The 26848-nt window shown below is 59.7% G+C and carries 19 protein-coding genes; 2 read left to right on the top strand and 17 right to left on the bottom strand.

The window, feature by feature from the left end; all coding sequences use genetic code 11:
• The 12 genes from AB4Y71_RS04105 to AB4Y71_RS04050 form a co-directional block, all read right to left on the bottom strand.
• Positions 1-318: a hypothetical protein gene (locus AB4Y71_RS04105; RefSeq protein WP_013349595.1), complete on the bottom strand. Its 318-nt coding sequence runs from the start codon at positions 316-318 to the stop codon at positions 1-3.
• Positions 318-4586 carry a DNA helicase gene (locus AB4Y71_RS04100; RefSeq protein ID WP_441718129.1) on the bottom strand — a complete coding sequence of 1423 codons (4269 nt, stop codon included), beginning with the start codon at positions 4584-4586 and terminating at the stop codon, positions 318-320. The genes AB4Y71_RS04105 and AB4Y71_RS04100 overlap by 1 nt, the downstream gene beginning before the upstream one ends.
• 217 nt (positions 4587-4803) lie before the next feature.
• Positions 4804-5442, bottom strand: coding sequence for a DUF4352 domain-containing protein (locus AB4Y71_RS04095; RefSeq protein WP_441718126.1), 639 nt, complete (start codon positions 5440-5442; stop codon positions 4804-4806).
• A 254-nt stretch (positions 5443-5696) separates the two neighbouring features.
• On the bottom strand, positions 5697-7283 hold the full coding sequence (gene guaA, locus AB4Y71_RS04090; RefSeq protein ID WP_013349598.1) for a glutamine-hydrolyzing GMP synthase: 1587 nt from the start codon (positions 7281-7283) through the stop codon (positions 5697-5699).
• Between the two features lie 147 nt (positions 7284-7430).
• Entirely contained in the window at positions 7431-7895 is a 465-nt protein-coding gene (locus AB4Y71_RS04085) for a DUF3817 domain-containing protein (RefSeq protein ID WP_013349599.1), read from the bottom strand.
• Between the two features lie 50 nt (positions 7896-7945).
• Positions 7946-8755, bottom strand: a complete 810-nt coding sequence (locus tag AB4Y71_RS04080; protein ID WP_441718123.1) for an SURF1 family cytochrome oxidase biogenesis protein — start codon at positions 8753-8755, stop codon at positions 7946-7948.
• Between the two features lie 175 nt (positions 8756-8930).
• The gene (locus AB4Y71_RS04075; RefSeq protein WP_013349601.1) at positions 8931-10082 is read right to left on the bottom strand and encodes a GuaB3 family IMP dehydrogenase-related protein; all 1152 of its coding nucleotides are present in this window, start codon (positions 10080-10082) and stop codon (positions 8931-8933) included.
• Positions 10083-10256: 174 nt separating this feature from the next.
• On the bottom strand, positions 10257-11573 hold the full coding sequence (locus AB4Y71_RS04070; RefSeq protein WP_441718121.1) for a BtrH N-terminal domain-containing protein: 1317 nt from the start codon (positions 11571-11573) through the stop codon (positions 10257-10259).
• Positions 11574-11844: 271 nt separating this feature from the next.
• A complete protein-coding gene (locus tag AB4Y71_RS04065; protein WP_441718118.1) occupies positions 11845-12777 on the bottom strand; it encodes a 3-keto-5-aminohexanoate cleavage protein in 933 nt (310 codons plus the stop codon).
• Between the two features lie 11 nt (positions 12778-12788).
• Positions 12789-13574: an SDR family oxidoreductase gene (locus tag AB4Y71_RS04060; protein ID WP_441718115.1), complete on the bottom strand. Its 786-nt coding sequence runs from the start codon at positions 13572-13574 to the stop codon at positions 12789-12791.
• A 28-nt stretch (positions 13575-13602) separates the two neighbouring features.
• Positions 13603-14925 (bottom strand): MFS transporter, encoded by a 1323-nt coding sequence (locus tag AB4Y71_RS04055; RefSeq protein WP_441718112.1) that lies wholly within the window; start codon positions 14923-14925, stop codon positions 13603-13605.
• A 76-nt stretch (positions 14926-15001) separates the two neighbouring features.
• The gene (locus AB4Y71_RS04050; protein ID WP_441718109.1) at positions 15002-16063 is read right to left on the bottom strand and encodes a LacI family DNA-binding transcriptional regulator; all 1062 of its coding nucleotides are present in this window, start codon (positions 16061-16063) and stop codon (positions 15002-15004) included.
• A 275-nt stretch (positions 16064-16338) separates the two neighbouring features.
• Between AB4Y71_RS04050 and AB4Y71_RS04045 the strand changes: the two genes are divergently transcribed.
• A complete protein-coding gene (locus tag AB4Y71_RS04045; RefSeq protein WP_441718106.1) occupies positions 16339-17688 on the top strand; it encodes a short-chain fatty acid transporter in 1350 nt (449 codons plus the stop codon).
• A 24-nt stretch (positions 17689-17712) separates the two neighbouring features.
• On the top strand, positions 17713-18480 hold the full coding sequence (locus AB4Y71_RS04040) for an SDR family NAD(P)-dependent oxidoreductase (protein WP_441718103.1): 768 nt from the start codon (positions 17713-17715) through the stop codon (positions 18478-18480).
• 82 nt (positions 18481-18562) lie between these two features.
• On the opposite strand, the gene guaB is transcribed toward AB4Y71_RS04040, so the two are convergent.
• From guaB to AB4Y71_RS04015, 5 genes are all read right to left on the bottom strand, one after another.
• The gene (guaB, locus tag AB4Y71_RS04035; RefSeq protein WP_441718100.1) at positions 18563-20068 is read right to left on the bottom strand and encodes an IMP dehydrogenase; all 1506 of its coding nucleotides are present in this window, start codon (positions 20066-20068) and stop codon (positions 18563-18565) included.
• A 120-nt stretch (positions 20069-20188) separates the two neighbouring features.
• Complete coding sequence (locus AB4Y71_RS04030) at positions 20189-22285, bottom strand: acyltransferase family protein (protein ID WP_441718097.1); 2097 nt, start codon at positions 22283-22285, stop codon at positions 20189-20191.
• A 431-nt stretch (positions 22286-22716) separates the two neighbouring features.
• Entirely contained in the window at positions 22717-24318 is a 1602-nt protein-coding gene (groL, locus tag AB4Y71_RS04025) for a chaperonin GroEL (protein WP_441718095.1), read from the bottom strand.
• A gap of 33 nt (positions 24319-24351) precedes the next feature.
• Positions 24352-24648, bottom strand: coding sequence for a co-chaperone GroES (groES, locus tag AB4Y71_RS04020; RefSeq protein WP_013349608.1), 297 nt, complete (start codon positions 24646-24648; stop codon positions 24352-24354).
• A 191-nt stretch (positions 24649-24839) separates the two neighbouring features.
• Positions 24840-26321, bottom strand: coding sequence for an amino acid permease (locus AB4Y71_RS04015; RefSeq protein ID WP_441718093.1), 1482 nt, complete (start codon positions 26319-26321; stop codon positions 24840-24842).
• Positions 26322-26848: the final 527 nt, after the last annotated feature.

The raw sequence follows: 26848 nt of genomic DNA, 5'->3' as shown, positions 1-26848 counted from the left end.
CTATCCCCAGTGCGGTGGCTTCTCGCGCTTCATCATCTCTGCCAAGTCTTCCTTGGCTTCGCCCCAGTTGCGCGGGTCCTGGTCTTTGGCCAGCAATTCCGCCAGCGGATCGGTGGCGCGCTTCTTGGCGCGAGCCGCGACCGCTTCAGCCGATGAATCCCCGGATTGCCCGCCGGCTAAGGCGCGGTCTACCGATTTTGAATGCGGCACCGGAGCATAGCTGCCGGTGAGTTCAACGCGAGCAGTCAGATGCTGCGGGGGTGCGACAACGCGCGGTCGCTTGCGGCGACCGCGCGTTGGTTCTTGCTCAGAAGTCATTACTTCTTTGGCTCCGGATCATTCGTCTTGCTGGTAGCCGGCACCGGCGCTGGAGTAAGCGGCTGCTGCGCGCTGTCCTTTACATGGGCGTCGTCCTTGGCCTGAGCATCGGATTCAGCTTTGGCTTCGCTTGGAGCCACGGCAGTTTCAGCCTTGCTTTCCGACTTAGGTTCCAGACGCGACTTGGCTGACTTCAGCAGCTTGGACTTTTCCTTTGGGGCTTCTGGTTCGGTGGTGACCTCGCGGGCCGAGACCGGAGGGGCTGCGGCCACACCGGTTCGAGTCGACGACGCGGTCTGCGGTGCAGACTTCTTCAGTCCCAACGCATGAGCCAGACGGCCGGTGACCGCACCTGGATCGGTGAAGACATCGATGGTCCACAGCGGAACATAACGCCAGCCGTGCTTCTCGAAGAATTCCGGGCGCAGGCGGCTGCGTTCACGCACGGTCAACCCGGCGTAGTGCTCGGTTCCGTCATAGACCACAGCCAGTGGACGGATACCGCTGTTGGCCGAGTCGTAGGCGTGAGCCGACAGATCCAGCACACCGCGGTAGTCCTCGGAGACAATTGCGCCGCTTTCGCGCAGTCGGCGAGCCAAGTCCGAAACCAGTGGATCAAAGCGCGGGTTGCGCATCGAGCTGACACCGGAGTCCCCTGCTTCTACCCGGCCGAACAGTTCGAAGAACTGGCGGGCGCCACGGTAGACACGATTCAGGTCCACGTCTTCTGGCAGCAAGCTGGAGACCAGGGTCATGCGGCTGCGCGAGCGGGTCATCGCGGCAACGAACAGCTGTTCGCCGCCTTCGCGGGACAGTGCACCGAATTCGTGCAGGGTCTTGCCGTGCGGCGTACGTCCGTAGCCCCAGGCGAAGATGACCGCGTCGCGGCGCAGGCCGATCAACCGGTCCATGGTGGTGACCACGAATGGTTCGCGCTTGGAGCGCAGGTATTCCATCGCGTACTTGTGGTTTGGCAGCTGGACACGGATCGCTTCAGCAATGGCCGAGGCGTGGCTGCGGTTCGAGGCGATGACCGACAGCGATTCCCCACTGTGGTTCTTGAAGTGCGCGAAGACCAGGTCCACCACGCGTGCTACCTCAGCGGCAGTGGTCTGCACGCCATCTTCACTGCTGGAGAGCGAGCCGGTGGCATCAGGCACGTATTCGCTGCGCAGCAGCGAGGAGTTGCCGGTGAGGTTCACCGCCATTGGCAAGCGTGAGAGCGCTGCGTCGTAGTAGGTGTTGGACAGCTGCTCTACCAGGCCCTCGTCGATGCCGCGGTAGACGGTGGACAGCGAACCGGTGACCAGCACCTGGTTCAAGGCTTCCAGTGCAGAACGGTCCACGCCCTGCTCGCGAATGCGTGCGGTTGGATCCACGGATACTTCAAAGCGCTTCGGTCCGCCCAGCATTTCATCACCGATGGCGATGACCTGGTCGGAGCGGCGAATCGCATCCAAGACCTCGCGCAGGGTCAGGTAGTTGGCTTCCAAGAGGATCACGGCATCGAACTTCGCGTCCTCTGGCACGGCGCTGCCCAGCAGCAGTGGAGCCGAGACGATGACCGGGGTCAGCGAATTAGCCAGCGGTGCACCAAGATCCAGCAGCCCGGCGATGCTCGGGGTACCGCCCTTGAGCATCTCGCGCAGTGCGCGGGAGCCGGCGCGGTGGTCAGCCAGTGCAGCCTTCCAGTTCTTGGCCAGTGCCCAGCGGATACGCTGTGGACCGGCGGCGATGTGCGCGCCGTCAGCCAGACGGTAGTCAGCCTCGATCTTCTCCAGCTTGGAGCCATCGTTCATGGCCAGGAAGTCATCCCCGGAAATCATGGCGTCCAGGACTGACTGCCACCAGGCGAGTTCCAATTCGCTGTCTACCTGATCAGCGTCAATCTCACGATCGGCGAAGTCATCAAGCAGGTCGCCCAGTCCGGCTTCAGCCAGCTGTTCAGCGATCAGGGTGCGCTCCGGCAGCTCGCGCAGATCTTCGCGCCGCTCAACCAGGGCAGCGATCATTGCCAGCAGTTCCTTGATTGGCATTTCGCGCAGGCGCGAACCCACCGAAGGTGGCAGCATTTCGGCCAGCTTGTCGATGCGTGCTCCGGCATCGTGGTAGCCGGCTTCAACATCGAGCAGGCCGCCTGGGACCTGTGGGTTGCGCTGGCTCGTGGCGATGGCACGCCACGCATCGCGCTGCACGGATACGGCCTGCAGTGCGGACTGCAGGTCAGCGACGTGCATGCCCGGACGCACATATTCCTTGGCAATTTTGCGCAGGCGGGAACGGACAATGGAGCCCATTTCCACGCCGTGCTCGCGGCGCCAAGCGCTGGTAGCGGTCGCGGCGATCAAATCATCGATATCGCCTTCAAAGATGTCAGCCTCGAACTTATCCAGCGACCCGCGTACGGCGACCAGCAACTGCAGCTGGTCTCCCCACTTGTCGTAGCTTTCTTCCAGGCGGATCTGTGAACGCTCGGCGATCTGCAGCATGTGCTCATGCAGGATCGGCAGGTCACGGCCCAGGCCGCTGGCCAGATTCAGTGCCTTTTCGGTGGCCTCGGTATTGCGCAGCGGTGCACCGTGCCATGGGCTGGTGGTGTGTTCCTTGGAGAACGCACCAAGCTGGGCTGCACGCTTGAGCTGCGCGGCGACGTGTCCGCGCTGGCCCATGGAGTCCAGCACCGAACGCTTCAGGCGCACGGTGGTGGATGGAGCCTGTTCCAGGGCGGAGAGGCGTGCCAGCTCCTGCATGGCTTGGTATGGCGAGCATCCCCAGCGGCTGCGGACCGAATGCAGGGACTTCACGTGTTCGTGCAGTGCGTGGCGGGATTCGCGCAGGCGCTTGAACATGGAACCCAGCTGCGGTTCAGTGGCACGCTCGTTGCGCAAAATGGCTTTGGTCATCATGGCGCGCAGTGCGTCTGGATCCTCATTGGGTTCCAGCAGCATGCTGCCTGAATCAAGGTGCTCGTTGAAGCGAGCCACGAATTCTTCAGCGGCCGAACGCTGTTCTGCAACCACCAATACGCGCTTGCCCTGGGCTGCCAGCAGTGCAGCGGCGTTCAGTGCGGTCTGGGTGGCACCAGTGCCGGCGGCGGCGCTGATCGCTACGGACTCACCGGCCGCAATGTAGTCAAGCATCTTTGACTGGGACTCATCAGCGTCCAGCAAGAACAGTTCATCTTCTGGATCGCGGTCATCAGAAGATTTGGCAATGGTGGAGTTGCCGGTGTGCACCTTGCGGGCAGCAGTTTCTTCGGATGCAATGCTCTGCTTGCGCGAGCGTGCGGTCTCCTTCAAGATGTTCTTCACGCGGCTCAGCCGGGAACCGGAGCCTTCATGGCCCTTGGTTTCAGCAGCCTCTGCGGCAGGTGCTTCTTCACCCTGCTTCTTCGGGTCATCGGAGTCCGCATTGGCATCCTCGCTCTTGGCATCTTCTGCCTTGGCGGCCGCCGGCTTGGCTTCCTCAACCCTGCTTGCTCCTGGCTTGGATGCCACGAGGTTGGCCAGAGCCTCGGCAGTCTTGCTGCTTGGGCTGTTTACAACCTGCTTCTCAGCAGTGTCGTGGCGGATCAAGGCTTCGATCACCGGGTGGGAGCCGGAGAGCTTGGCGGGGTCGGCTGGGTCCATCAGTTCAGAGAAGGTGGACAGCAGCAGCCGGTGCCCAACAACTACGCCGGGAACCTCGGCCATCTGGTGGCGAAGTGCGTCCATGCCGCGCACCGGATCAAAGCGGGCAATGGAATAGGCAGCCGCGTCAACAGCGTCAACGTCGACCTTGGAGTTGTGGTCTGCCTCGAACTGGCGGACGAAGGCCGGGGATACGGTGGCACGGCCAACCAGCTGAAGATCATAGTCATCGGCATCTACATGCTTGGTCAGGGTGATGCGTCCGAGCATGATCGGAGCCGAGACTGGCTCGCTCCTGCCTTCATGGACTGCACGCCAGTTGGCGACACCGGCGGCCAGGTAGCCGACGTCGATGCCGCGTTCTTCCCACAGTTCGCTGATCTTGGCTGCCAGCGCGCGGGCCGTGCGGCGCGCGGTCGCGTATTGGTCCGCGTCATGCAGCAGGGTGGATAAGCGGGTACGCCGTCCGGCAAGGAACTGGGCCAATCCCGAAGGGTTGGCATGGGTGATGTCGATGCTATTGGAGGTCGACGGTGCAAATCGCAGGGTGGTGTCCGCACCGGCACTTTGCCCCAGGGATTTCACCCAGGCAGCTACACGCTCGGCGGCAGCATTCTGTCCACTAGTCACGACAGTCATTCCCTTCACTGAACCGACCAAAATCGGGCGCACCACTGGTACAGATACGCCTCTTTCCAAGTTAGTGCACCAAGGCTCAAGAACGAGGGCGCGAAACGCGTTTTAAGCGCATGAAGCGGAACCTGTCGCCATTCCGCGCGACAGTTCCGCTTCAACTCATGATGCTCGCCACGCCACTGTCTAGGTGTGCGCACAACGCATCGTGAGGACCAAGCAATTAGTTCAGGTCAACAATTCCAGTTTCGGTGCCCCAGAAACCAGTCTGAACCTGGAGCTGCAATTCCTTGGAATCTGCAATTTTTTTCGAAACGTCGAATGCGACCTTGCCGGTAATTTCAGAATCTGGGTTCACTTCCTGTAGGAAGAAGCTGTTGTCAATTCCGTCATCGCCCTGATTGGCATACATACTGCCAGTCGTGTCGGCTTCAAAAGTCTTTTCGCCCTGCTGCAGTTTGAAGAAGCTCGAATCAACAGTCACTGCTTCGTTACCGTTATTCTTCAAAGTGACATCGATGAGGACGAATTTGCCGCTTGCCTTAGTCGGGAAAGCCGCCGGACCGACCGCTGCGGCGGTCTCCTTGCCATTGATGACGTATTCCATATCGCCAACAACTACCTTGTCGCCGATCTTGTACGACTTCTCTTCAGCGACTTCCTCTTTGGCAGGTTCTTGCTTTTCAGGAGCATCTTCCTTGGCCGCAACTTCCGCCTTTGCCGATGGCTGGGAGTCTGCCGAAGTGCTTGCAGTGGTTTCAGAGTCGCCACCGCTCTGAGCGAATGCAAAAATTACGACGACAACAATTGCCCAGATCCACCATTTTTTATAAAACGGCTTCTTAACTTTTTCCTTAGCCACTTGAAACCCCCATTTGGTTCGTGAATGTCAACGTGAGTGAAATTAAAGAAAGATGAAAATTGCATTACAGAGCAACGCAATGCACAAAGGGTCGCCAAGTCGTTACAAAAACTTTCAAGTTTCTCCGTAGCGATTAAATATCATTCAGGGTATTTTTGTAAAATTCACACGAAACATACAGGTAACCTTCGAGGGCGAAGAAAAAACCGCCCTCAGCTTAGTTGCCTAAGCGGAGGGCGGTTTCAACTAGGGATTTACTCCCACTCGATGGTTCCAGGTGGCTTGGAGGTTACGTCCAGCACCACGCGGTTCACCCCATCTACCTCATTGGTGATGCGGTTGGAGATCTTCGAGAGCAGATCGTATGGCAGGTGCGACCAGTCAGCGGTCATGGCATCCTCGGAGGAAACCGGACGCAGCACGATCGGGTGGCCGTAGGTGCGGTGATCGCCCTGTACGCCTACCGAGCGCACGTCAGCGAGCAGCACTACTGGCATCTGCCAAACTTCGTCATCCAGGCCTGCAGCGGTCAGCTCGGCGCGAGCGATCGCGTCAGCCTTGCGCAGGATGGACAGGCGTTCTTCGTTGACGGCGCCGATGATACGGATACCCAGGCCTGGGCCGGGGAATGGCTGGCGGCCAACGATTTCTTCAGGCAAGCCCAGTTCGCGGCCCACGGCACGTACTTCATCCTTGAACAGGGTACGCAGTGGTTCAACCAGTTCGAACTGCAGGTCCTCTGGCAAGCCGCCCACGTTGTGGTGGCTCTTGATGTTCGAGGTGCCTTCGCCGCCGCCGGACTCGACGATGTCCGGGTACAAGGTGCCCTGTACCAGGAACTTCACCGGTTCGCCCTCGGAAGCGGCTTCAGCGATGATTGCTGCTTCTGCTGCTTCGAAGGCGCGGATGAATTCGCGGCCGATGATCTTGCGCTTGGTCTCCGGATCGGTGACACCGTCCAGAGCGGTCAGGAAGCGTTCGCGCTCGTCGGCAATGTACAGCTTGGCGCCGGTGGAAGCTACGAAGTCCTTTTCAACCTGCTCGGCTTCGCCCTCGCGCAGCAGGCCGTGGTTGACGAACACGCAGGTGAGCTGGTCACCGATGGCGCGCTGCACCAGGGCAGCTGCAACAGCGGAGTCAACGCCGCCGGACAGTCCGCAGATGGCCTTGCCGGTGCCGACCTGGGCGCGGATGCGCTCGATCTGCTCGTCAGCGATGTTGTCAGCGGTCCAGTCGCCCTTCAGGCCTGCACCGTTGTACAGGAAGTTCTCCAGAACATCCTGGCCGTACTCGCAGTGCTTGACCTCTGGGTGCCACTGCACGCCGTACAGGCGCTTGGCCTCATTGGCGAAAGCGGCAACTGGAGCGCCGGCGGTGGTTGCCAGTACTTCAAAGCCTTCTGGGGCCTTGGAGACGGCATCGCCGTGGCTCATCCAAACGGTAGGAGCCTGTGCGGCGCCTGCCAGGATGGAGCGTGCTTCGCCATCAAAGGTGGTTGCGGTGCGGCCGTACTCGCGCAGGCCGGTTTCCGACACGGTTCCGCCCAAGGCATTGGCCATGGCTTGGAAGCCGTAGCAGATGCCCAAGACCGGCACGCCGGCTTCAAACAGGTCGGCCCCAACGGATGGGGCGCCGTCGGCGTAAACACTGGAAGGACCACCGGAAAGGATGATCGCTGCAGGGTTCTTGGCCAAAATGGCTTCGGTGGACAGGGTGTGCGGAACGATCTCCGAGTACACACGGGCCTCACGTACGCGGCGAGCGATAAGCTGCGCGTATTGGGCCCCGTAGTCGACGACCAGAACCGGCTTATGTTCTGGATTTAGGGGAGCTGTAGTCACCGTACTAGTCTACGCGGTTCGCCCCGCGCGAAACAGCCAAGGTGGTGTCATCAGCGTCACCTAGTGGATTTATGGCAGAAATAAAGGGCGGATCAGTTCATTTATGGTGAACTGATCCGCCCTTCTGGAAGTCAAAGAAGCTAAATGCTAGTAGCGCTTAGCGGCCTTTGGATGCGCGGCCAGCTCGCGGTCTACTTCTGCATGGACCTTGGCTTCGGTATAGAAGGATAGGAATGGAACCACGCCGCCCAATGCAATGGTAATGAAGCGCATGAATGGCCAACGCATCAGGGACCAGAGGCGGAAGTCAGCGAACAGGTACACGACATACAGCCAGCCGTGGGCAATCAGGATGCCCAAGGAGAGGTTCAATCCCCCGGCTACCTCGGCGCGGTTGTACATGCCAATGGCGTTTGCGGTGCCATCCACCAGGGTGCCGCCTACGAACAGCTCCAGGGACCAGAAGTACTTGAAGATCATTTCCAGTACGAGCAGCAGCAGCATCACACCGGTGATGTAAGCGAAGACCTTGTAGAAGGTTGCGGCTGCACGGATCTGCTTAGGGGTGCCGCCGAATTTCCGGGGCTTCGGTGCCGGGGTGGTGCTGGACATCGTTGGTGGTTCCTTCCGATTTCGGTAAGAAGTACGGTTTGCGTGAAATGCTATTCGTTGCTGTTGCCAGGCTCGGTGGCGTTCCCGTTCTTGCGTCGGGCCTCGGCGGCGCGCTCAGCGATTTCATCGAGGTCTCGCTGGTAATCATCGCGCACCATCCGGTACCAGAGGAAGATGGCGAAGCCTGCGAAGAGAACCCATTCCAGGCCGTAGAAGACGTTCAGCCAGTTGATCTGGCCTTCTTGCGGCTGCGGTCCGACAATCACGGACTCCAGGCCAGGCTGTTCTACTGCCTCGCCCTTGGCGGTGGTGATTTCGTGAGCGGTGACAAAACCTTCATAGAGTACTGAGTCCCAGATATTGGCCAGCTGTGCCGATGCGACGGTGGGCAGGGTGGCGCTGCGCAGGTCCTCGCGGAATTCCGGGCCTTCGCTAGGCAGCAGGCGGCCGGTGATTTCCAGTTCGCCTTCTGGGGCTGCAGCGGGCTTGGTGGCTTCTGGCTGCCAGCCGCGCACTACGGCAACGCCTGCCTCCTGGGCTGCGCCCTCGACCTTGAATTCGGTCAGCACCCAGACACCGCGCTGGTCATCTTGCAGTCGCGGGGCGACCAGCTGATCAGTTCCGGGGACGAATTCGCCCTCCATGGTGACGATCTGGTCTGCCTTGGTGCCCAACAGTTCCTTGCCGACTTCCTGATGCTCAATCAGTGCAACCGGCTTCTCGGTCTTATCGATCTTGACCGGTGGCTCGGTTTCTGAGATGCCGAACTGCCAGCCGGAGAGGAGAACGAATCCGGTGGCGAGAGCTAGCGCAGCTATGAGTGCGCCGATCCATTTGAGCTTCAGGGCGGTTTTAAACACACTCTAACGGTACTTCTATTTGGCGTAGAACTCGAAATGCGTGGGGCGTGAGATTAGCCCTGCCGCCCTATTTGGCACCCATGGAACCAACTTGCTTGCCCATTCGTTGAGACCGGGCGCTTAACCGGCACTGGCCCCGTCCTCCATTTGGAGGGCGAGGCCAGAGCCAGATGCTTTAGAAGCGATCAGATTCGTATGGGGAAAGCACAACGTCTACGCGCTGGAATTCCTTCAAGGTCGAGTAGCCGGTGGTGGCCATCGAGCGGCGCAGCGCGCCAACCAGGTTCGAGGTGCCATTGGTTTCATGCGATGGGCCGTGAAGGACCTTCTCCAGGGAACCGACGGTGCCGATCTTGGCACGGTCGCCACGTGGGCTGGCCTCGTGGACAGCTTCCATGCCCCAGTGGTAGCCGGCGCCTGGTGCTTCTTCGGCACGTGCCAGTGCGGTGCCGAGCATGACCGCGTCGGCGCCCATGGCGATGGCCTTGACGATGTCGCCGGAGTTGCCCATGCCGCCATCGGCAATGACGTGTACGTAACGTCCGCCGGATTCTTCGATGTAGTCGCGGCGTGCAGCTGCAACGTCAGCAATTGCGGTTGCCATTGGTGCGTGGATGCCCAAGGTGCGGCGGGTGGTCGAGGATGCGCCGCCACCGAAGCCAACCAGCACGCCAGCTGCGCCGGTGCGCATCAGGTGCATGGCAGGGGTGTAGCCGGCTGCGCCGCCAACGATCACTGGGACGTCGAGTTCATAGATGAACTGCTTGAGGTTCAGCGGTTCGGTGGTCTTCGAGACGTGCTCGGCCGAAACGGTGGTGCCGCGGATGACAAAGATGTCCACGCCGGCGGCAATGACGGTCTTGTAGTGCTCCTGGGTGCGCTGCGGGGTCAGCGAGCCGGCGACAACTACTCCGGAGTCGCGGATCTCGGCGATGCGCGAGCTGATCAGCTCAGGCTGGATTGGAGCCGAGTACAGTTCCTGCAGCTTTGCGGTGATCTTCGGGTCGTTGCGGGTTGCCGACTCGGACTTCAGACCGGCGATTTCTGCCAGTACTGCTTCCGGGTTCTCGTAGCGGGTCCACAGCCCTTCGAGGTTCAGCACGCCCAGGCCGCCGAGCTTGCCCAGTGCGATTGCGGTAGCCGGGGAGGTCACCGAATCCATAGGTGCGCCCAGGATGGGGGTGTCGAACTGGAAGGCGTCGATCTGCCAGGACACCGAAACGTCCTTCGGATCACGGGTACGGCGATTCGGTACGATCGCTACGTCGTCCAGGGAATATGCCTTAGTTGCCCGCTTGCCGCGGCCGATCTCAATCTCGTTACTCACCTAACTAGGTTACCAAGATTCCACGATATTCCCGCTTTTGATGCTCTCCTGGCTTTGTTCCATGTTCACTTGCCAGTGGCAGCAGTTAATGGAACTGCTGGCACTTGGGTGGCACAAAGCCCTGCCAGCCGGTGAGTAAGATCACCCGCTGGCAGGGCTTTTGTTGAGCTAGGTTTACTTGCCAGCCTTGACCGACAAGGCCTGGGCAGTCGCTGCCAGGGCGGTAGCTGCTTGCTCCTCTGCCTGTGCCAGACGCTCAATCGCATCAGCCAGGACTGCGAAGTGCTCAGCGCGTTTGACGAAATCGATCTCTGGATCAATGAGATCGGCAAACTGATCCCATTGGGAGCTCAGCTGCTGGTAGGCATCTACGTGCGCTGCCAAGGCCGAGAGGCCTGGAAGTTCTGCAGCCTCGGCAAGGAAGTCCGAGTACAGGCCGCGCAAGGCACCTTCGCCGCTGAAACGCGTGTCCGAGAAGAAGCCGGCAAGCTGGTTCAGGCCGCTGGCCAGTGCTTGCTGGCTGGCGAAGATCTGGGTCCATCCGGTCTTGGCTTCGGTATCGCGCAGACGTGCAGCCAGGGTGTGCATTCCGGTGATGCCGAAGTTCTTGGCGAAGTGCACTGGAACCCCGGAAAGCTCGCTGGTACCCAGCAATCGTGCGGTGGTTTCTTCAATGGCTTCAACAGCATTAGCTGCCAAGGTTGGGCCCTTCGGCGAGCGCGAGGATGGGATCCATGCCTGCCAGTGTTTTTCCTTCTTGCGCATGGCGCGAGCGATGGCCAGCTCCTTGGGGCTGATCAGGTTCAGGGCTCCTGATCCGTCATCAACCAGCAGGTTCTTCTTGTGCTCGCCGACTACTACCAGATCCAGGGTCTCGGCTTCGTCAACGGTGTTGCCATCAATCCATGGCAGTGCGCTGATGGCTACGCGGACCACGACCGCTCGCCCTGCATCCAGTGCGGCGTCCATGTATTCCACGGCGCGTTCGGCTGAGCCGGTAGTGCGTTCGGTAACCGTGGCACCGCAGCGGGCCAGCAGATTCTGGGTGTAGGGCTCAGGGTTGTGGCGGGTCACCAGGGTGACTGCGGTTTCTTCCGCGCCCTCATGGGTGAAGGCCATGAAACCGATACCGCCGGCAAGGCCAGACAGCAGGGCCTGGCTCAGTGGCTGGCCGGTGTGCTTGTTGATGACGCCAGCCTGGACCAAGACGCGGTGCCACAGTGCGGCGTCATACTGCACGACATCTTCTGGGGCCGGGTATTCAGGCAGCTCATCGGCCGGTGCGGCAGCCGTAGCGTTCTTGCCCTTCTGCTCCTGGGCCTTGGCCTTGTCGCGTGCTTCCTTGGCATAGTCGCGTGCGGCGGCAGCGCGGGCAGCCCGAGGACTTTCAGGCTTGCCGGCCAAGATGTTCTTGCGCGCGGTGGTGTAGCTCTCCCCCGTGCGTTCCATACGCTGTCGGGTTTGCTTCTTCAGGTTGGCTGGCTGGCCCATGTACTGATTGTCCTTCCGTCACCGGCGCATTGGCGCGAGGTTTCCCGCACGCGCAGGGAAGCGCCGCCATCGAACAAGTCTACGTGGCCGCGGCGAGCGAGTCCCGCGATGTTCTAGTGGGATTGGATACGCCACGGCGCGCGCCAATGCGCGGCGTCAAACTGGGACTAGGACAAAACAAGGCTCCATCTATGCCTGCATGGGGCAGGACAGATGGAGCCTCGAGTCTGTTTGATTTTGTGCTGCTATTCAGGCCGAAGGCATTTGGCGCCTAGAAACCGACTTTGTCGCGCCCCTTGAGCTCCAGCATCTCCCGGGCTTCCTCGGGAGTCGCGACCTCGAAATTCAGTGCTTCCAGTATGGTCCGGATACGGGTCACTTGCTCGGCATTGGAAGCGGCGAGCTGCCCCGGTCCGATCCACAAGGAATCTTCCAGCCCAACACGTACATGCGATCCTATGGCCGCTCCAATGGTAGCTAACGGCATCTGGTTCTTGCCTGCACCGAGGATGGACCATTCGTAGTTCTCTCCCAGCAGGCGGTCAGCCGTGCGGCGCATATGCATCAAGTCTTCCGGATGCGCCCCGATGCCGCCGAGCAGACCGAAAACCGACTGCACGAAAAGCGGGCCACGGGCCAGGCCGTGCTGGTGGAAGTGACTCAGGTTATTTAGGTGGGAAATATCGTAGCATTCGAATTCGAACCGGGTGTCATTGGCGTTACCGATTTCTAGGATCCTCTGGATATCGGCAAAGGTGTTCTTGAAGACCAGATCCCGTGATTTTTCCAGGCCTTCTCGTTCCCAATCGTGTTCGAACTCCGTGAACCGGTCAAGCATGGGATACAGTCCGAAATTCATTGATCCCATATTGAGCGAAGCGAGTTCAGGTTCGAAGGTTGCCACCGGAAGCATGCGTTCTTCGACGGTCATATGCGGGGAGCCACCGGTGGTGATGTTGACGATCGCGTCGGTGCCGTTCTTGAGCTTCTCCAAGATCGGTTCGAAATGCTTGGGATCCTGAGATGGGCGGCCGTCCTTGGGATCACGCGCGTGCATGTGGACTATGGCCGCGCCAGCCTTGGCGGCGCCAAGCGCAGCTTCGGCAATCTCATCGGCGCTCACCGGCAGGTGCGGCGACATGCTGGGGGTATGGATAGCGCCGGTGACAGCGCTGGTAATGATGACTTTTCGCTTGTTTTTCACAATACGCCTTCCTAGTACAGTTTCTCGGTGTTGCCATCGACTGCCATGGCCTGGCCGTTGATCCGAAGTGCCATCGGGCTGGCCAGGAACACCGCCATATTGGCGATGTCCTCGGCCTCGACCAGCTTGTTGAGTGATGACTGCGCGTGGTACAGATCGGAGACTTCGTCCACCGGACGCTGGAGCATTCGCGCCTTCGCCTCGATGACGGCTTGGATGCGCGGGCCATTGACTGCCCCCGGGCAGATGGCATTGACCCTGATTCCTTCACCGCCGAGCTCGATGGCAAGCGTCTTGGTCAGCCCGATCACTGCCCATTTCGATGCCGAGTACGGACTGCGACCTGCCATGCCCAGACGGCCAGCGGCCGAGGACAAGTTGATGATGGATCCGCGGGTGGACTGGCGCAGCAACGGGAGCAAGTGCTTGATGCAGAAGAATTGTCCGTGGACATTAATATCGAAAGTCGTCTTCCAATCTTCGGATTCAAGAGTCTCGATAGGCCCGGTAGGACCGGCGATTCCGGCATTATTCACCAGGACGTCCAGTCCCCCTAGAGATTGCTGGATCTGATCGGGCAATCCACGCACCTGATCTTCATTCGACACGTCGCTCACGGCGGCGGCAAAACCCGCCGACGCGGCGGCACGCACTGCTTCAGGATTGATATCCGTAACGAAGACTTGTGCGCCATGGTTCCTGAACTCTTGAGCGATCGCCAGGCCGATGCCCGCAGCTCCAGCCGTGACGAGAACCCGCAGTCCGTCAAAGTCCATTTTCATGTTGTGGGTATTCATTAGAGTTCGTTGCTCCTTAGTTAGATGCCTAGTGGCCGGACACAGCGGCTTTAGCGGGATCCTCAGTGCCTTGCTTGAGCTTGAGAGTGAGCAGTGAGCCAACGGCGCAGATCGCGACAATGAACCAGAGGCCCGACATCTTGCTTCCAGTAGCTTCTTCCATCAGCCCCATGATGTAGGGACCAAGGAATCCGCCGAACAGCCCGACGGTGTTCACGAAAGCAATGCCGCCAGCCAGAGTCGCACCGGAAAGGCGGGTTGCCGGGTAGGTGAACAGGATCGGCTGCAACGCGAAGAAGTTGAACGCGGCTAGCGAGAAGCCGATCAGTCCGAGCACCGGTCCGCCAAGCGCACCGAGGGTGAACCCGGCAACGATGCCGGTCATGGTTGCGCTGGCAACGATCCGCGATCGCGAGCCATTGGTGGCCAGCTTGGGAATCAGCAAGGCGCCTGCGGCAGAGAAGACCCACGGTATCGAGGTGAGCAAGCCGATCTGGATGGTGGATAGCTCTCCGTATGTACCGATGATCGAAGGCAAGAAGAAGCTCAATGCGTAGACTGCGATCTGGTGGGCGAAGTAGATCGCAACGACCAACAGGATCTGCTTGTCCTTGAGAACATGGAGCAGCTTGGAATTTCCAGCAGCCTGCGCGCCGGCGATTTCCTCAGCCGCGATTCGCGCTTCCAAGTCCTCGGCCTCGGCCTGGGTGAGGAATTTAGCTTCGGTGGGCTTGTTGGGCAGGAATTTCCAAACTGCGATAGCCAAGAAGCACGCTGGCAACCCCTCGATGATGAACATCCACTGCCATCCGTGCAACCCGCCAACGCCGTCCATAGTCAGCAGCAGGCCGCTCAGCGGCGCCCCGATGACGTTCGCCAGGGCTACGCCGAGCAAGAAGAGTCCGTTGGCCCGGGCGCGGTCTTTGACGACAAACCACTGGGTGATGAAGTAGATGACTCCCGGGAATAGGCCCGCCTCAGCGATGCCCAGCAGCATGCGCAGGATATAGAAGGACCACTCCCCCTGGACCAGTGACATGCAGGCAGACAGGATTCCCCAAGTGATCATGATCCTCATGATCCAGAACCGTGCGCCGACCTTGTGCATGATCAGGTTTGAGGGAATCTCCGAAAGCGCGTAGGTCAAGAAGAACAGCCCGGCACCCACGCCGTACGCTGTAGCCGAGATACCCAGATCGATTTCCAACCGGTCTTTGGCCATGCCGATATTCGTGCGATCAATGAAAGCCATGACATAGGCTGCGATCAGCAGCGGCATGATGCGCCGGAAAATCAGCTTGTTGAGCATTTCCGGTGAGCGCATCCGACGTGTCGCGTTGGTAGTTTGCACGGTCAGTTCCTTCCGCATGCAGGCATGACGAGTAGAGGGCACCAGGCCCTTGGCTTTGAGAATGTCTAGTGGTGAGCTAGAGGGCAGGCTTTCGCCCTGTAGCAGGGCACCCGCAAGTCCTACCGATATGGAGGCTGTGCTCGCAGATCGTGTGCTTGTAGGTGTTCCGCGGCTCGACGATCTGTTCCAGGAGTAGCTCGAAGGACCTTTCCGCCATGTCTTTCACCGGCTGGACAATTGTTGTCAGCCCGATGATTTTCGAGCGGCTGTGCCTGAGTCCGTCACAGCCGACGATCGCGACATCCTGTGGAATGCGCAGACCCAGCGACAGCGCATGCTCCATGACACCAATGGCAATTTCATCCGATCCGCAGACCACAGCCCGTGGCGGATGCGCCGAGCTGAACAATCTTTTGGCGGCCAGCTGCCCGCCTTCCGAACTGAGCTTGGTACTGATCAGGCGTTCTCCCGTAACCCGGATACCCCTTTGCTGGGCAACCCGGACAAAAGCCTGTTCGCGCAACAAAGACGCAGTAGAGGAACGCGGCCCGATGACAGTGGCCACCTCCGAATAGCCGTGATCCAGAACGTGGGACATGAGTTCCCCCGCAGCCGCGTCGTCATCGATCCCGACGAAATCACCAGGCAGATGCTCGGAATTGCGCGACAGGCAGACATAGGGAATTCGTTTCTGGCGAAAGGTCCTCAGAGAACGCGAATCTTCCTTGATTGCAGCGGCGATAATGACGCCATCAACATTCCGGGCAGCCAGGGTACGAGCAACTTGATCCAGCGCCTCGGGGTCGTCCCCCGTTGTTGCGACAAAGACATCGAACCCGGCCGCGGCGGTGGCATTGATGATGTGCTGTGCCCAGATCGTATACATCTGGTTCACGATGTTCGGCAGCACTAGGCCGACCACGCGGGTCAGAAGCGGGTCCTGCTGCTGCCCAGCGTTGGCGGGACGGTAGCCAAGTTCGTTCGCCACCTTCAGCACATGGCGCCGGGTCTCAGGCGAGGCACCGGGTCGACCGTTCATGATGTAGCTGACCGTTGCAGAAGAGACCCCTGCGGCTCGGGCAACAGCAGCAGCAGAGACACGCGCTGGCCGAAGCGATAAATGCGACTGCGTGGTCAACGCGCACCTCCATTGGTGAAATCGGATAAGAACCTGCGAATGCTTGTGTTCACCATTACATGGCATGGAAATACGTTAAGCAACATTAAGCTTCAAAAGCTAAATTTACTGAATCACCTTATTCATGCACCTGAAGCACCGGGTGCAACCGGAGATAGGACGCCTAGCCACTTACGATTGCTTAATGCCGAACCGCACTAGTAGCGTCCTCGAAAGGATGTGACGACAGTCATATTCCTCCAGCAAATTGATCGGCCTACTCTTGGAGGTGCACGATGCTCACAACCGCAATGAAGCCTGTGACTCGTCTTGTCGAACGATGGATGCCATCAGCAATGGTATTCGCCGTCCTGCTGACGTTGATCGTGATGCTCATGGCCTTGACGATGACCGACTCGTCTCCGGTCGCCGTGGTGAATGCTTGGGGCCAAGGATTGACAGGGCTACTGGCCTTCATCACGCAGATGTGCCTGGCCTTGCTCTTCGGGCATGCACTGGCCCATACCCGCCAGGTCCAGGGGGTGCTGTCGAAAGTATCAAGCATTCCAAAGAACGCGGTGCAGGCCTACGCCTGGGTCACCCTGCTGACCTGCTTGGTGTCCTGGGCCCAGTGGAGCCTGGGACTAATCGTCGGAGCGATTCTGGCCAAGGGTATCGCCACCAGCTGCCGCGAACGCGGCATCAAAGTCCACTTCCCTTTGTTGGTCGCTGCCGCCTACACCGGCTTCATTCCCTACCATATGGGATATTCAGGGGCAGCCCCGCTGACTTCGGCCACTCCTGGCAGCTTCATCGAGGAATTCCTGGGTGCTCCGGTCCCGGTCACGGAAACGGTCTTCAGCTGGTGGAATATGACTGGCCTGCTCATCATGATTCCCGCGCTGGTCATCGGCATGGTGATGTCCCGGCCTAAGACCGACGAGGAGATCCTGGAGATCCCGCTCAGCAACCCGGATTCCCAGACGGAGGCCCGTCAAGCTGGGAAACCGGAAAGCCCGGCAGATTGGATTGAATCCAAGCGCTACGTCACGACCGGACTGGGACTACTGCTCAGCGTCTTCATCGTCGGGCACTTCATGCGCCTGGGCTTCGTTTTGACCTTCGACATCGTGAACTGGTCGATGCTCGCGATCATCCTCTTGCTGGTTGACTCCCCTGTAGCATTGGTCGGGCTGATCAAGAACGCTTCGACAGTCACCGGCGAAGTGCTGCTGCAGTATCCGCTGTACGCCGGCATCCTGGGGATCGTGACAACGACGGGACTGATCACCGTGCTCAGCGACGCGTTCATCTCGATGTCCAACGCGAACTCGTTGCCGATTGTCGCCTTCCTCGCCGCTGGCTTGGTAAACATCTTCGTGCCCAGTGGTGGCGGCCAATTCGCCATTCAGGGACCGATTTTCATCGAAGCGGCCAACGCCTTGGGCACGGATCCCGCCTTGATCATCATGGCAATCGGTTACGGCGACACCTGGACCAACATGATCCAGCCGTTCTTCGCATTGCCGATCTTGGCGATCGCGGGGCTCGGAGTGAGATCCATCTTGAAGTACACCTTTGTTTCATTGGTCATCAGCGGTGCGGTATTCCTCTTCATCTTGCTGTTGCCCACCTACATTTTCTAACGAGCACGCAAACAAGGAATTCCCATGAGTCTTGAACAGTTTTCACTGGCCAACCGTCACGTTTTGGTGACCGGAGCTGGCCGCGGCATCGGGCAGGCTATGGCACTGGCAGCCGTCAAAGCTGGCGCACGTGTCAGTGCAGTGTCCCGCACGGAGTCCCAGCTGGAGCAAACACGGCAGCTTGCCGGACTCGATGGGCAACGCCTGCACACCTATACCTGGGATGTAGCGCAAACCGGCAAAGCCAATGAACTTATAGACCTTGCCGAAGGCAACGGTCCGGTTGATTCCGTGATCCATGCTGCGGGTGTGCAGCTGCGCAAGCAGGCCATCGATTTGGATCCTGAGGAATGGCGATGGGTACAGAAGGTCAATGCCGAAGCCCCTCTGTTCCTCAGCACCGAGATCGCGCGGCGGGAGATCTCCCGCGGCAGCGCGGTCGGAAGCCACGTCTTCCTCTGCTCCCTGGCAAGCACCATTGGGCTGCCCAATGTCGCACCATACGTCATGTCGAAGTCAGCCGTACTCGGAGCTGTCCGCGCGCTGTCCCGGGAATGGTCGCAACAAGGCATCCGCGTGAACGGCATTGCCCCCGGATACGTCCAAACGCAGCTCACTTCAGATCTCCTGGCCAAACCGGCAGACAGAGAACGAATCCTCTCACGGATCCCGATGAACAGGCTGGGGCACACTGATGACTTTGCCGGACCGGTGGTTTTCTTGCTTTCGGAAGCATCCCGGTACATCACTGGACAGATGCTCAACGTCGACGGTGGCTGGCTGGCCTCCTGAATCAGCTAGCAGAGATGCGGAAAAACCCCATCGCCTCTGGCAATGCGCCGGTGGTGATGGGGTTTTCCGCATCAGATGAGTCTTAGCGCGAACGGTAGTTCGGTGCCTCAACGGTCATCATGATGTCGTGCGGGTGCGATTCCTTCAGGCCTGCTGCGGTGATGCGGACGAACTTGCCGCGTGCCTTCAGCTCTGGAACGGTGCGGCCGCCCACGTAGAACATGGTCTGGCGCAGGCCGCCTACCAGCTGGTGGGTTACTGCCGACAGCGGGCCGCGGTAAGGAACCTGGCCTTCGATGCCTTCTGGGATCAGCTTCTCGTTGGAAGGAGCATCAGCCTGGAAGTAGCGGTCCTTGGAGTACGAGGTGTTCTTGCCTCGGGTTTCCATGGCGCCCAGCGAGCCCATGCCGCGGTAGGCCTTGAACTGCTTGCCGCCCATGAAGACCAGATCGCCTGGGGACTCTGCGGTACCTGCCAGCAGGGAGCCGAGCATGACCGAGTCGGCACCGGCAACCAGTGCCTTGCCGATATCGCCGGAGTGCTGCAGGCCGCCGTCAGCGATCACTGGAACGCCAGCTGGGATTGCTGCCTTGGCTGCTTCGTAGATGGCGGTAACCTGTGGAACGCCCACGCCGGCAACGATACGGGTGGTGCAGATGGAGCCCGGGCCCACGCCAACCTTGATGGCATCCGCGCCAGCGTCGATCAGTGCCTTGGCGCCATCGTAGGTGGCTGCCTGGCCGCCGATGATGTCCACGTGTGCAGCGGCTGGATCCTTCTTCAGGCGTGCAATCATGTCCAGCACGCCCTGGGAGTGGCCGTTGGCGGTGTCGACTACCAGCGCGTCAACGCCGGCGTCGATCAGGGTCATTGCGCGCTCGTAGCCTTCGCCGAAGAAGCCCACGGCTGCGGCTACGCGCAGGCGGCCCTCCTCGTCCTTGGTGGCCAGCGGGTACTGCTCAGCCTTGTCGAAGTCCTTGACAGTGATCAGGCCGGTGAGCTTGCCGTCGTCATCGATCAGCGGCAACTTCTCGATGCGGTTCTTGGACAGCAGTTCGATAACGGTCTCGCGCGCTACGCCTTCTTTGGCGGTAATCAGCGGCATGCCGGTCATGACTTCGTAGACCTTGGTGGTCATGTACTGCTCGCGAGGAACAAAGCGGGTGTCGCGGTTGGTGATGATGCCCATCAGCTTGCTGTTCTCGTCGACTACCGGCAGGCCGGAGACGCGGTACTGTGCGCACAGTTCATCCCAGTCGGCCAGGGTGGCTCCGGGGTGCACGGTGACTGGGTCGGTGATCATGCCGGATTCGCTGCGCTTGACCTGGTCAACCTGCTTGGCCTGGGACTCGATGGACAGGTTGCGGTGGATCACGCCGATACCGCCCTGGCGAGCCAGTGCGATAGCCATTGGTGCTTCGGTCACGGTGTCCATGGCCGCTGAGCTGATTGGCAATTGGATGTTGATGCGCTTGGTGAAGCGAGTGGTGGTGTCCGCTTCCGAAGGAATCACATCCGTCGGGCCAGGCAACAACAGAACGTCGTCGTAGGTGAGTCCTTCAAAGGCAAAGGGGTTGAACTCAGTCACGTGGGAACCTTTCGGGGCGACAGCGGAGGTTGGTTAAATGGTAGAGCTCTTTTGGCGTTCCCGATATTCCTTCTCGGCGCACTGTGTTCAAGCTCATGCTCCACCCGGCATCTAGGTGACTTATTCGGAGTTTGTTGCTTCCTTGAATGAGGAGGCGAACTGGTTCTTGGCACTGAGCACGAAAGTCTTGGACAGGTGCGAATCATCCAGGTAGGTCAAGACGTTGCCAATGACAGCTTTGCAGACCCCGTCAGGGCAGAGCAACCCCGTCATGTCGAGGGAAACAACCTGATCCCCGTAATCCCTTGAGTTTAGGAATTTCTCTACTGGATTCACGCTGTTCAAGGCGTAGCCAACCGAACCGTCGCAGTTGGCGAAGTTGTCCTTATTGGAATCAACGCACTCTGGAATGGAGTAGGAATAGCGCGGGGTATCGCGCATCGCAATTACGCGGCTGCCGGCATCCAGCAGCGGCTGGATCATCGCTTCGTAGTTATCGACCAGGATCTCCTGCTCCCCGGGACTGCGCAGCATCGCGTCGGGCCGGGCCACCGTCTTGCTGGCGGTGGTCAGCACCATCTCCGGCGCCAGGTCTGCAACGTAGTTTTGCGCGGCGTCCTGGAAGTCAGAACAGGTTTCTTTCACCCGGTCGGCATCCGAGCCGTAGCGGCAACCTGGCTCATAGACCAGGATCCAGCTTCCGCCAGCTTCCTCGATCATCGCCGAGGCAGCTGCAGACCAGTGCTGCATATGCGAGTCGCCCAGCAGCACCAGGTCCGGTGCTCCCCCGTCAAAGGTGCCACCCTGCTCGCAGAACCGGATGCGCTCATCATCTGGCGCTGCGGCCCCTTCGCAGACTTCGCCGGGAGTCTGCCATTCGCTATCCAGTTCGGTAGCCAGCGGCAGCACCAAGGATGCTGGCGAAGGATCCCAGCCCTCGGTGGCGTTCGCCCCGGGGTTGTCGGTGGCGGTCTGCGCAGCTGCCATAGCACGGCGGTGCTCGACGTTGTTCTCCCACGCCATGACCGGAAGGCTAGCTACGCCAAGGCCCACGGCAACCACTGCAAACTGGGCGATCAGCTTGAAACCGCTCTGCGGAATCAACCGTGAGAAACTTGCGCTGGCCTGCCATGCAATAGCCGGTTTTTCAATGAATTTGGTGGCGCACCACGAGGCGGCGATGGATACCAGGATCAGCAGCGTACCTGCCAGGAAGGATGCTTTCTGTTTTCCGGAGACCTCTAGGTAGAAGACCAGCAGCGGCCAGTGCCACAGGTACATGCCGTAGGACAGGTCGCCCAGCTTCACCAGCGGAGGCAGGGAAAGCAGTCCAGATGGGTTGGTCCAGCTTCGCGGTGCTGGTGCGGCAATAACCAGGGCTGCTGCCACGGTAGGAACCAAGGCCATGAAGCCCGGGAACTGTCCTTGGACATCCAGTACGGCTCCGCTGCCAATGACGGTGACCAGGCCGGCCCAGCCGCCGATGCGGCGGATCTTTTCCGGCAGGTTGGAAAGCCATGGCAAGGCCAAGGCGAACAGCGAGCCCAGCGCGAACTCCCACAGGCGTGCGCCGGTGTGGAAGTAAGCCACCTGCTGGTTGGTGGCGGTGATGTAAATAGAGAACGCCAGGGAACCAATGAAGATGGCACCGAAAGCACTACCGGCCACCCAAGCGAAGTTGTGGCGGGAGAAGAACTTTTTCCAGATCAACGCGCTGCCGGCAAGCACCAGCGGCCAAAGGATGAAAATCTGTCCTTGGACAGACAAAGACCAGAAATGCTGCAGCGGGGATGCCGAGGCGGTATTGAAAGCGTAGTAGTCGACCTGATGAGTAGCCAGATACCAGTTCTGCCAATAGAACAGCGAAGCGCTGGACTGGTCAATCAGCTCCAGCCAACGTGTGCTTGGCAGGATGATCCAAGCGGCAATGACCACGCCGATGATCACCACCGCGGCTTGCGGGATCAGCCGGGAGAATCGATGCAGCCAGCCATCTACCAGTGGTGGACGCTGCCCGCGGGCGATTCGACGTGCAGTGGATGAAGTGAGGAAGAAGGCGGAGAGCATCAAGAAGATGTCGACACCGCCGGAGACCTTGGAGAACCAGATGTGATAGCACATCACCAGCAGGACTGCGAGGGCGCGAAGTCCCTGCAAATCGACTCGGAAACCTGCACGTTCGGTGCTATTCCGAGGCTGTTTCAGGGTTTGGCTCACAGACTGCACTTCCGTCGGGGACTTGGCTTGTCCTCGGCGTTGAGTTTTCAATTCACGTCAGACAACCAACCATCATACCAACCCAGTGCGTTCCAGCCCCGGAATTCCGCTGATTCTGCGTTGTGAACCCGGCTATATTGCTACCCGGTATCGTGCTGACCTGCTGTGGTTTAGCCGAGGATTTTCGAGAACCTTGTTCAATAACGTGGTGGCTTGGCTCCGATGAGACGTTGGCAGTGACCATCCAGGATCTTTGGCACCTATTCGGCAACCCCTTTGCCAACGCGAAGCAGGCACCGCTCTCCCGGCTTCTGGATACCAGCATCAGGTGTTATGGCACTGAAAAAGCCGCCGTCGGTTCCAAGAATCTAATCCTGGAACCAACAGCGGCTTTCGTTCACGAAGCGTTGCTTGCGTGACTGGCTCAAGCCTTAGTGGCTGTGTGCCTCGTCAGCTGCTTCAACCTTCTCGGCCACCAAGGTCTCGGTGGTCAGAACCAAGGCTGCGATCGATGCTGCGTTGCGCAGTGCCGAACGGGTGACCTTGACCGGGTCGATGACACCTGCGTGGAGCAGGTTCTCGTAGACGCCGGTCTTGGCGTTGAAGCCTTCGTTGGCTGGCGATTCCGCCACCTTGGAAGCGACTACTGCGCCGTCGAAGCCGGCGTTGGTAGCGATCCAGAACAGCGGCTGCACCAGTGCGCGGCGAACAATCGCTACGCCTGCTGCTACGTCGCCTTCAGCTGATGCGATGCGGGCATCGGTATCCAGCGAAGCCAGTGCATCTACCAGTGCGGTACCGCCACCGGCAACAATGCCTTCTTCCAGAGCTGCACGGGTGGAGGACACTGCGTCCTCGATGCGGTGCTTGCGTTCCTTCAGCTCGACCTCGGTGGAAGCGCCCACCTTGATCACGCCGATGCCGCCGGCCAGCTTGGCCAGGCGCTCGGAAAGCTTCTCGCGGTCCCACTCCGAATCGGTGCGGTTCAGCTCTGCCTTCAGCTGGGCTACGCGCTCTGCAACATCTTCCTCGGTGCCAGCGCCATCAACGATGGTGGTGGAATCCTTGGTGACGGTTACGCGGCGGGCCGAGCCGAGCACCTCGGTGCCAACCTGGTCCAGGGACAGGCCCAGTTCCGGGGAGACAACCTGGGCGCCGGTGAGGATCGCCAGATCCTGCATCATGGCCTTGCGGCGGTCGCCGAAGCCTGGAGCCTTGACGGCAACCACGTTCAGCAAGCCGCGCAGCTTGTTGACCACCAGGGTAGACAGGGCTTCGCCCTCGACGTCTTCAGCGATGATCAGCAGTGGCTTCTTGGCTTCCAGGACCTTTTCCAGCAGCGGCAGGAATTCTGCCACGGTGGAGATCTTGGAAGGGTTGATCAGGATCAGGGCGTCTTCCAGGACAACTTCCTGGCGCTCCTGGTCGGTGATGAACTGAGGCGAGAGGTAGCCCTTGTCGAATTGCATGCCTTCGGTCAAGACCAGCTCGGTAGCGGTGGTCGAGGACTCTTCAATGGTGATGACACCATCGGTGCCAACGGTCTTGAAGGCCTTGGCCAGCAGTTCACCGATTTCATCGGACTGTGCGGAGATCGCAGCTACGTTGGCAACCTTGTCTTCCACGGCAACGGCGTTAGCGGCCAATGCTTCGGAGACAATCTCGGTAGCCAATTCAATGCCCTTGCGGACATCGCCTGGAGCAGCGCCAGCGGCGACGTTCTTCAGGCCTTCCTTGACCAGTGCCTGAGCGAGCACGGTGGCGGTGGTGGTGCCGTCACCTGCTACGTCATTGGTCTTGGTAGCTACTTCCTTGGCCAGCTGCGCGCCAAGGTTCTCGTATGGATCTTCCAGATCGATGTCACGAGCAATGGTGACACCGTCATTGGTAATGGTTGGGGCGCCCCAGGTCTTGGCAAGCACCACATTGCGGCCGCGTGGGCCGAGGGTAACCTTCACCGTGTTTGCGAGCTTATCAATGCCCGCTTCGAGGGCGCGTCGCGCTTCCTCGTTGAATGCTAGCTGCTTAGCCATGCATTTTCTCCTGAAACTTTAGAGAGGTTGGCGTTACTTTACGACGACTGCCAGTACGTCGCGAGCCGAGAGCACCAGGTACTCTTCGTTGCCGACCTTGACCTCGGTTCCGCCGTACTTCGAGTACAGGACTACGTCGCCTTCAGCAACGTCCAGAGGAATGCGGTTGCCGTTGTCGTCGATGCGGCCTGGGCCTACTGCAACTACGGTGCCTTCCTGTGGCTTTTCCTTAGCGGAGTCTGGGATGACCAGGCCCGAAGCGGTGGTGGTTACGGCTTCGACCTGCTTGATGACAATGCGGTCTTCGAGCGGCTTGATGGAGACAGACATGGTCTCTCCTTTTCGTGTATGAACCAATGGTTGTAGGGGTGCGCCCTATGGCATTGGACCAACCGTCGTCGCGGTGCCAGTTGGTGGTATCCAGTCAGGCGGTGGTTCTGCCCGCAATTGCGTGCAGAACTTCCACCACTGACTTTAGGACGAGCATTAGCACTCGGTCAAGGCGAGTGCTAATGAAAGCCCTAGTTCGTCACACCGGTTCGCGCAGAGCGCACCTTGGCCGATTCCTCGATGTCCGCAGGAGCTGACAAATCCATCTCCGAAAGCTTGACCACCTTGGACTTGGTGACCAGCCGGTGCACCAGCCACAGCCCCAGGAACAGCGGCAATCCGATATAGGCCGAGAGCACTTCTAAGCCCCGTCCAGCGGCCACCGCCTCATAGTTCTGACCGGCAATCACAGCCAGCAGCATTACGAAGGCAACGATGGGACCCAACGGGAACAATGGCGCCCGGTAGGGCAGGTCAGACAGGTCGAAGCCTTGGGCCTTGTAGCCGCGGCGGAAGCGGTAATGGGACACGGCAATACCCACCCAGACAATGAATCCGCATAGTCCGGAGACATTCAGCAGCCACGCGTAGGCGGCACCCTGGCCAATCAAGGCGGTCAGGAAACCGAATAGTCCTACGCCTGCGGTAGCCAGCAAGGCTGCCATGGGCACTCCGCGCTTATTAGTGCGCCCGAAGATCTTCGGTGCCTTGCCATCATGGGCCATGGAATAGAGCATGCGCGTCGAGGCGTAGAGCCCGGAGTTGCCTGCCGAGAGGATGGCGGTCAGGATCACTGCATTCATGGCAGCGGCCGCAAAGGCAATGCCGGCACGCTCGAAGACCAAGGTGAATGGAGAGGAAGCGACATCGGCTTCTCCGCTGGCCAGCAGGCTCGGGTCGGTGAACGGCACCAGGGTACCGATGATGAAGATGGCGCCGATGTAGAAGAGCATGATGCGCCAGAAGACGGTGCGCACGGCTTTGGGCACTTCTCGGCGCGGATCCTTGGCTTCGCCTGCGGCGACGCCGACCAGCTCGGTGCCTTGGAAGGAGAAGCCGGCAATCATGAAGACGGCCACGATGGAGATCCATCCACCATGGAAGACGTCTTTGCCTTCGGTCCAGTTGGCTAGTGGATCGGTACGGCTTCCGAGAATTCCGAAAATCATCAGGACGCCAGCGAGAATGAAGGCAATCACGGTGACTACCTTGATCAGCGCCAGCCAGAATTCTCCTTCGCCGAAGGCCTTGGCGGACATGGCGTTCAGCAGGGTCAGTACGGCAAGGAACGCTCCGGCCCAGACCCAACCGGGGACATCCGGCAGCCAGAAGCTCATGACGATTCCAGCGGCCACCAGCTCGGCCGCCACGGTGATAGCCCAGTTGAACCAGTAGTTCCACCCGATGGCAAAGCCGAAGGATGGAGAGACGAAGCGGGTGGCGAAGGTCTGGAAGGATCCCGCAACGGGGATCTTGGCGGTCATCTCGCCCAGGGACTGCATGAGCAGGTAGACCATCAGCCCTACTGCGGCGAAAGCTACCAGTGCCCCGCCGGGACCGGCTTGGGCGATGGATCCACCCGAGGCAACGAACAGTCCGGTGCCGATGGATCCACCAATGGCGATCATCTGCAGGTGGCGGCTGCTCAAGCCTCGCTTGAGGGTGTTCTCCATCTGGTCGGGTCCCGCGGACTGCATTGAAGAGCCGGGCTGAGTCTCAGGGGCTGACGTCTTCGTCGTTTGCTGCATAGGTTTCATCACGAGTGACATACAACACCATTAAGTCGCTTCGACGCGATGCGCCGAAACGCGCGATTCCGGCAATCAATTCTCCACTTTCCATCCATGGATGCGTTTGGGAATCTATCGAGTTCCCCAAAAGCCAGAGAACAGTAGAGCATGAATCGAGCTACTCGGAAGACAGGACCATAAGCGCGCACCAAGCATTACCCTTACTTACCAATGCACTACTCATGAATAAGCATTGCTTCATTATTGAAAAGTTTGCTGAACTGGATTCGGCATCAAAAGACACGATCGCCAGTGCCGCAAAGTCGACCAATCGGCGCCCAGCCTGAAAGAAACAGGTCGACTAATTAAATCTGAATGTGACGCACATTTGTCACATACGTCACCTTCACACCGCTCTGCAGTTTCGGCACTGCGCGCAGTATTCCGCGAGTGTTCAACGATAGGCTTGA

Source organism: Glutamicibacter sp. MCAF14, from assembly GCF_052114325.1.
GTDB lineage: Bacteria > Actinomycetota > Actinomycetes > Actinomycetales > Micrococcaceae > Glutamicibacter > Glutamicibacter arilaitensis.
The sequence above is the reverse complement of the archived record's forward strand: the minus strand, read 5'-3'. Positions and strand labels throughout refer to the sequence as shown.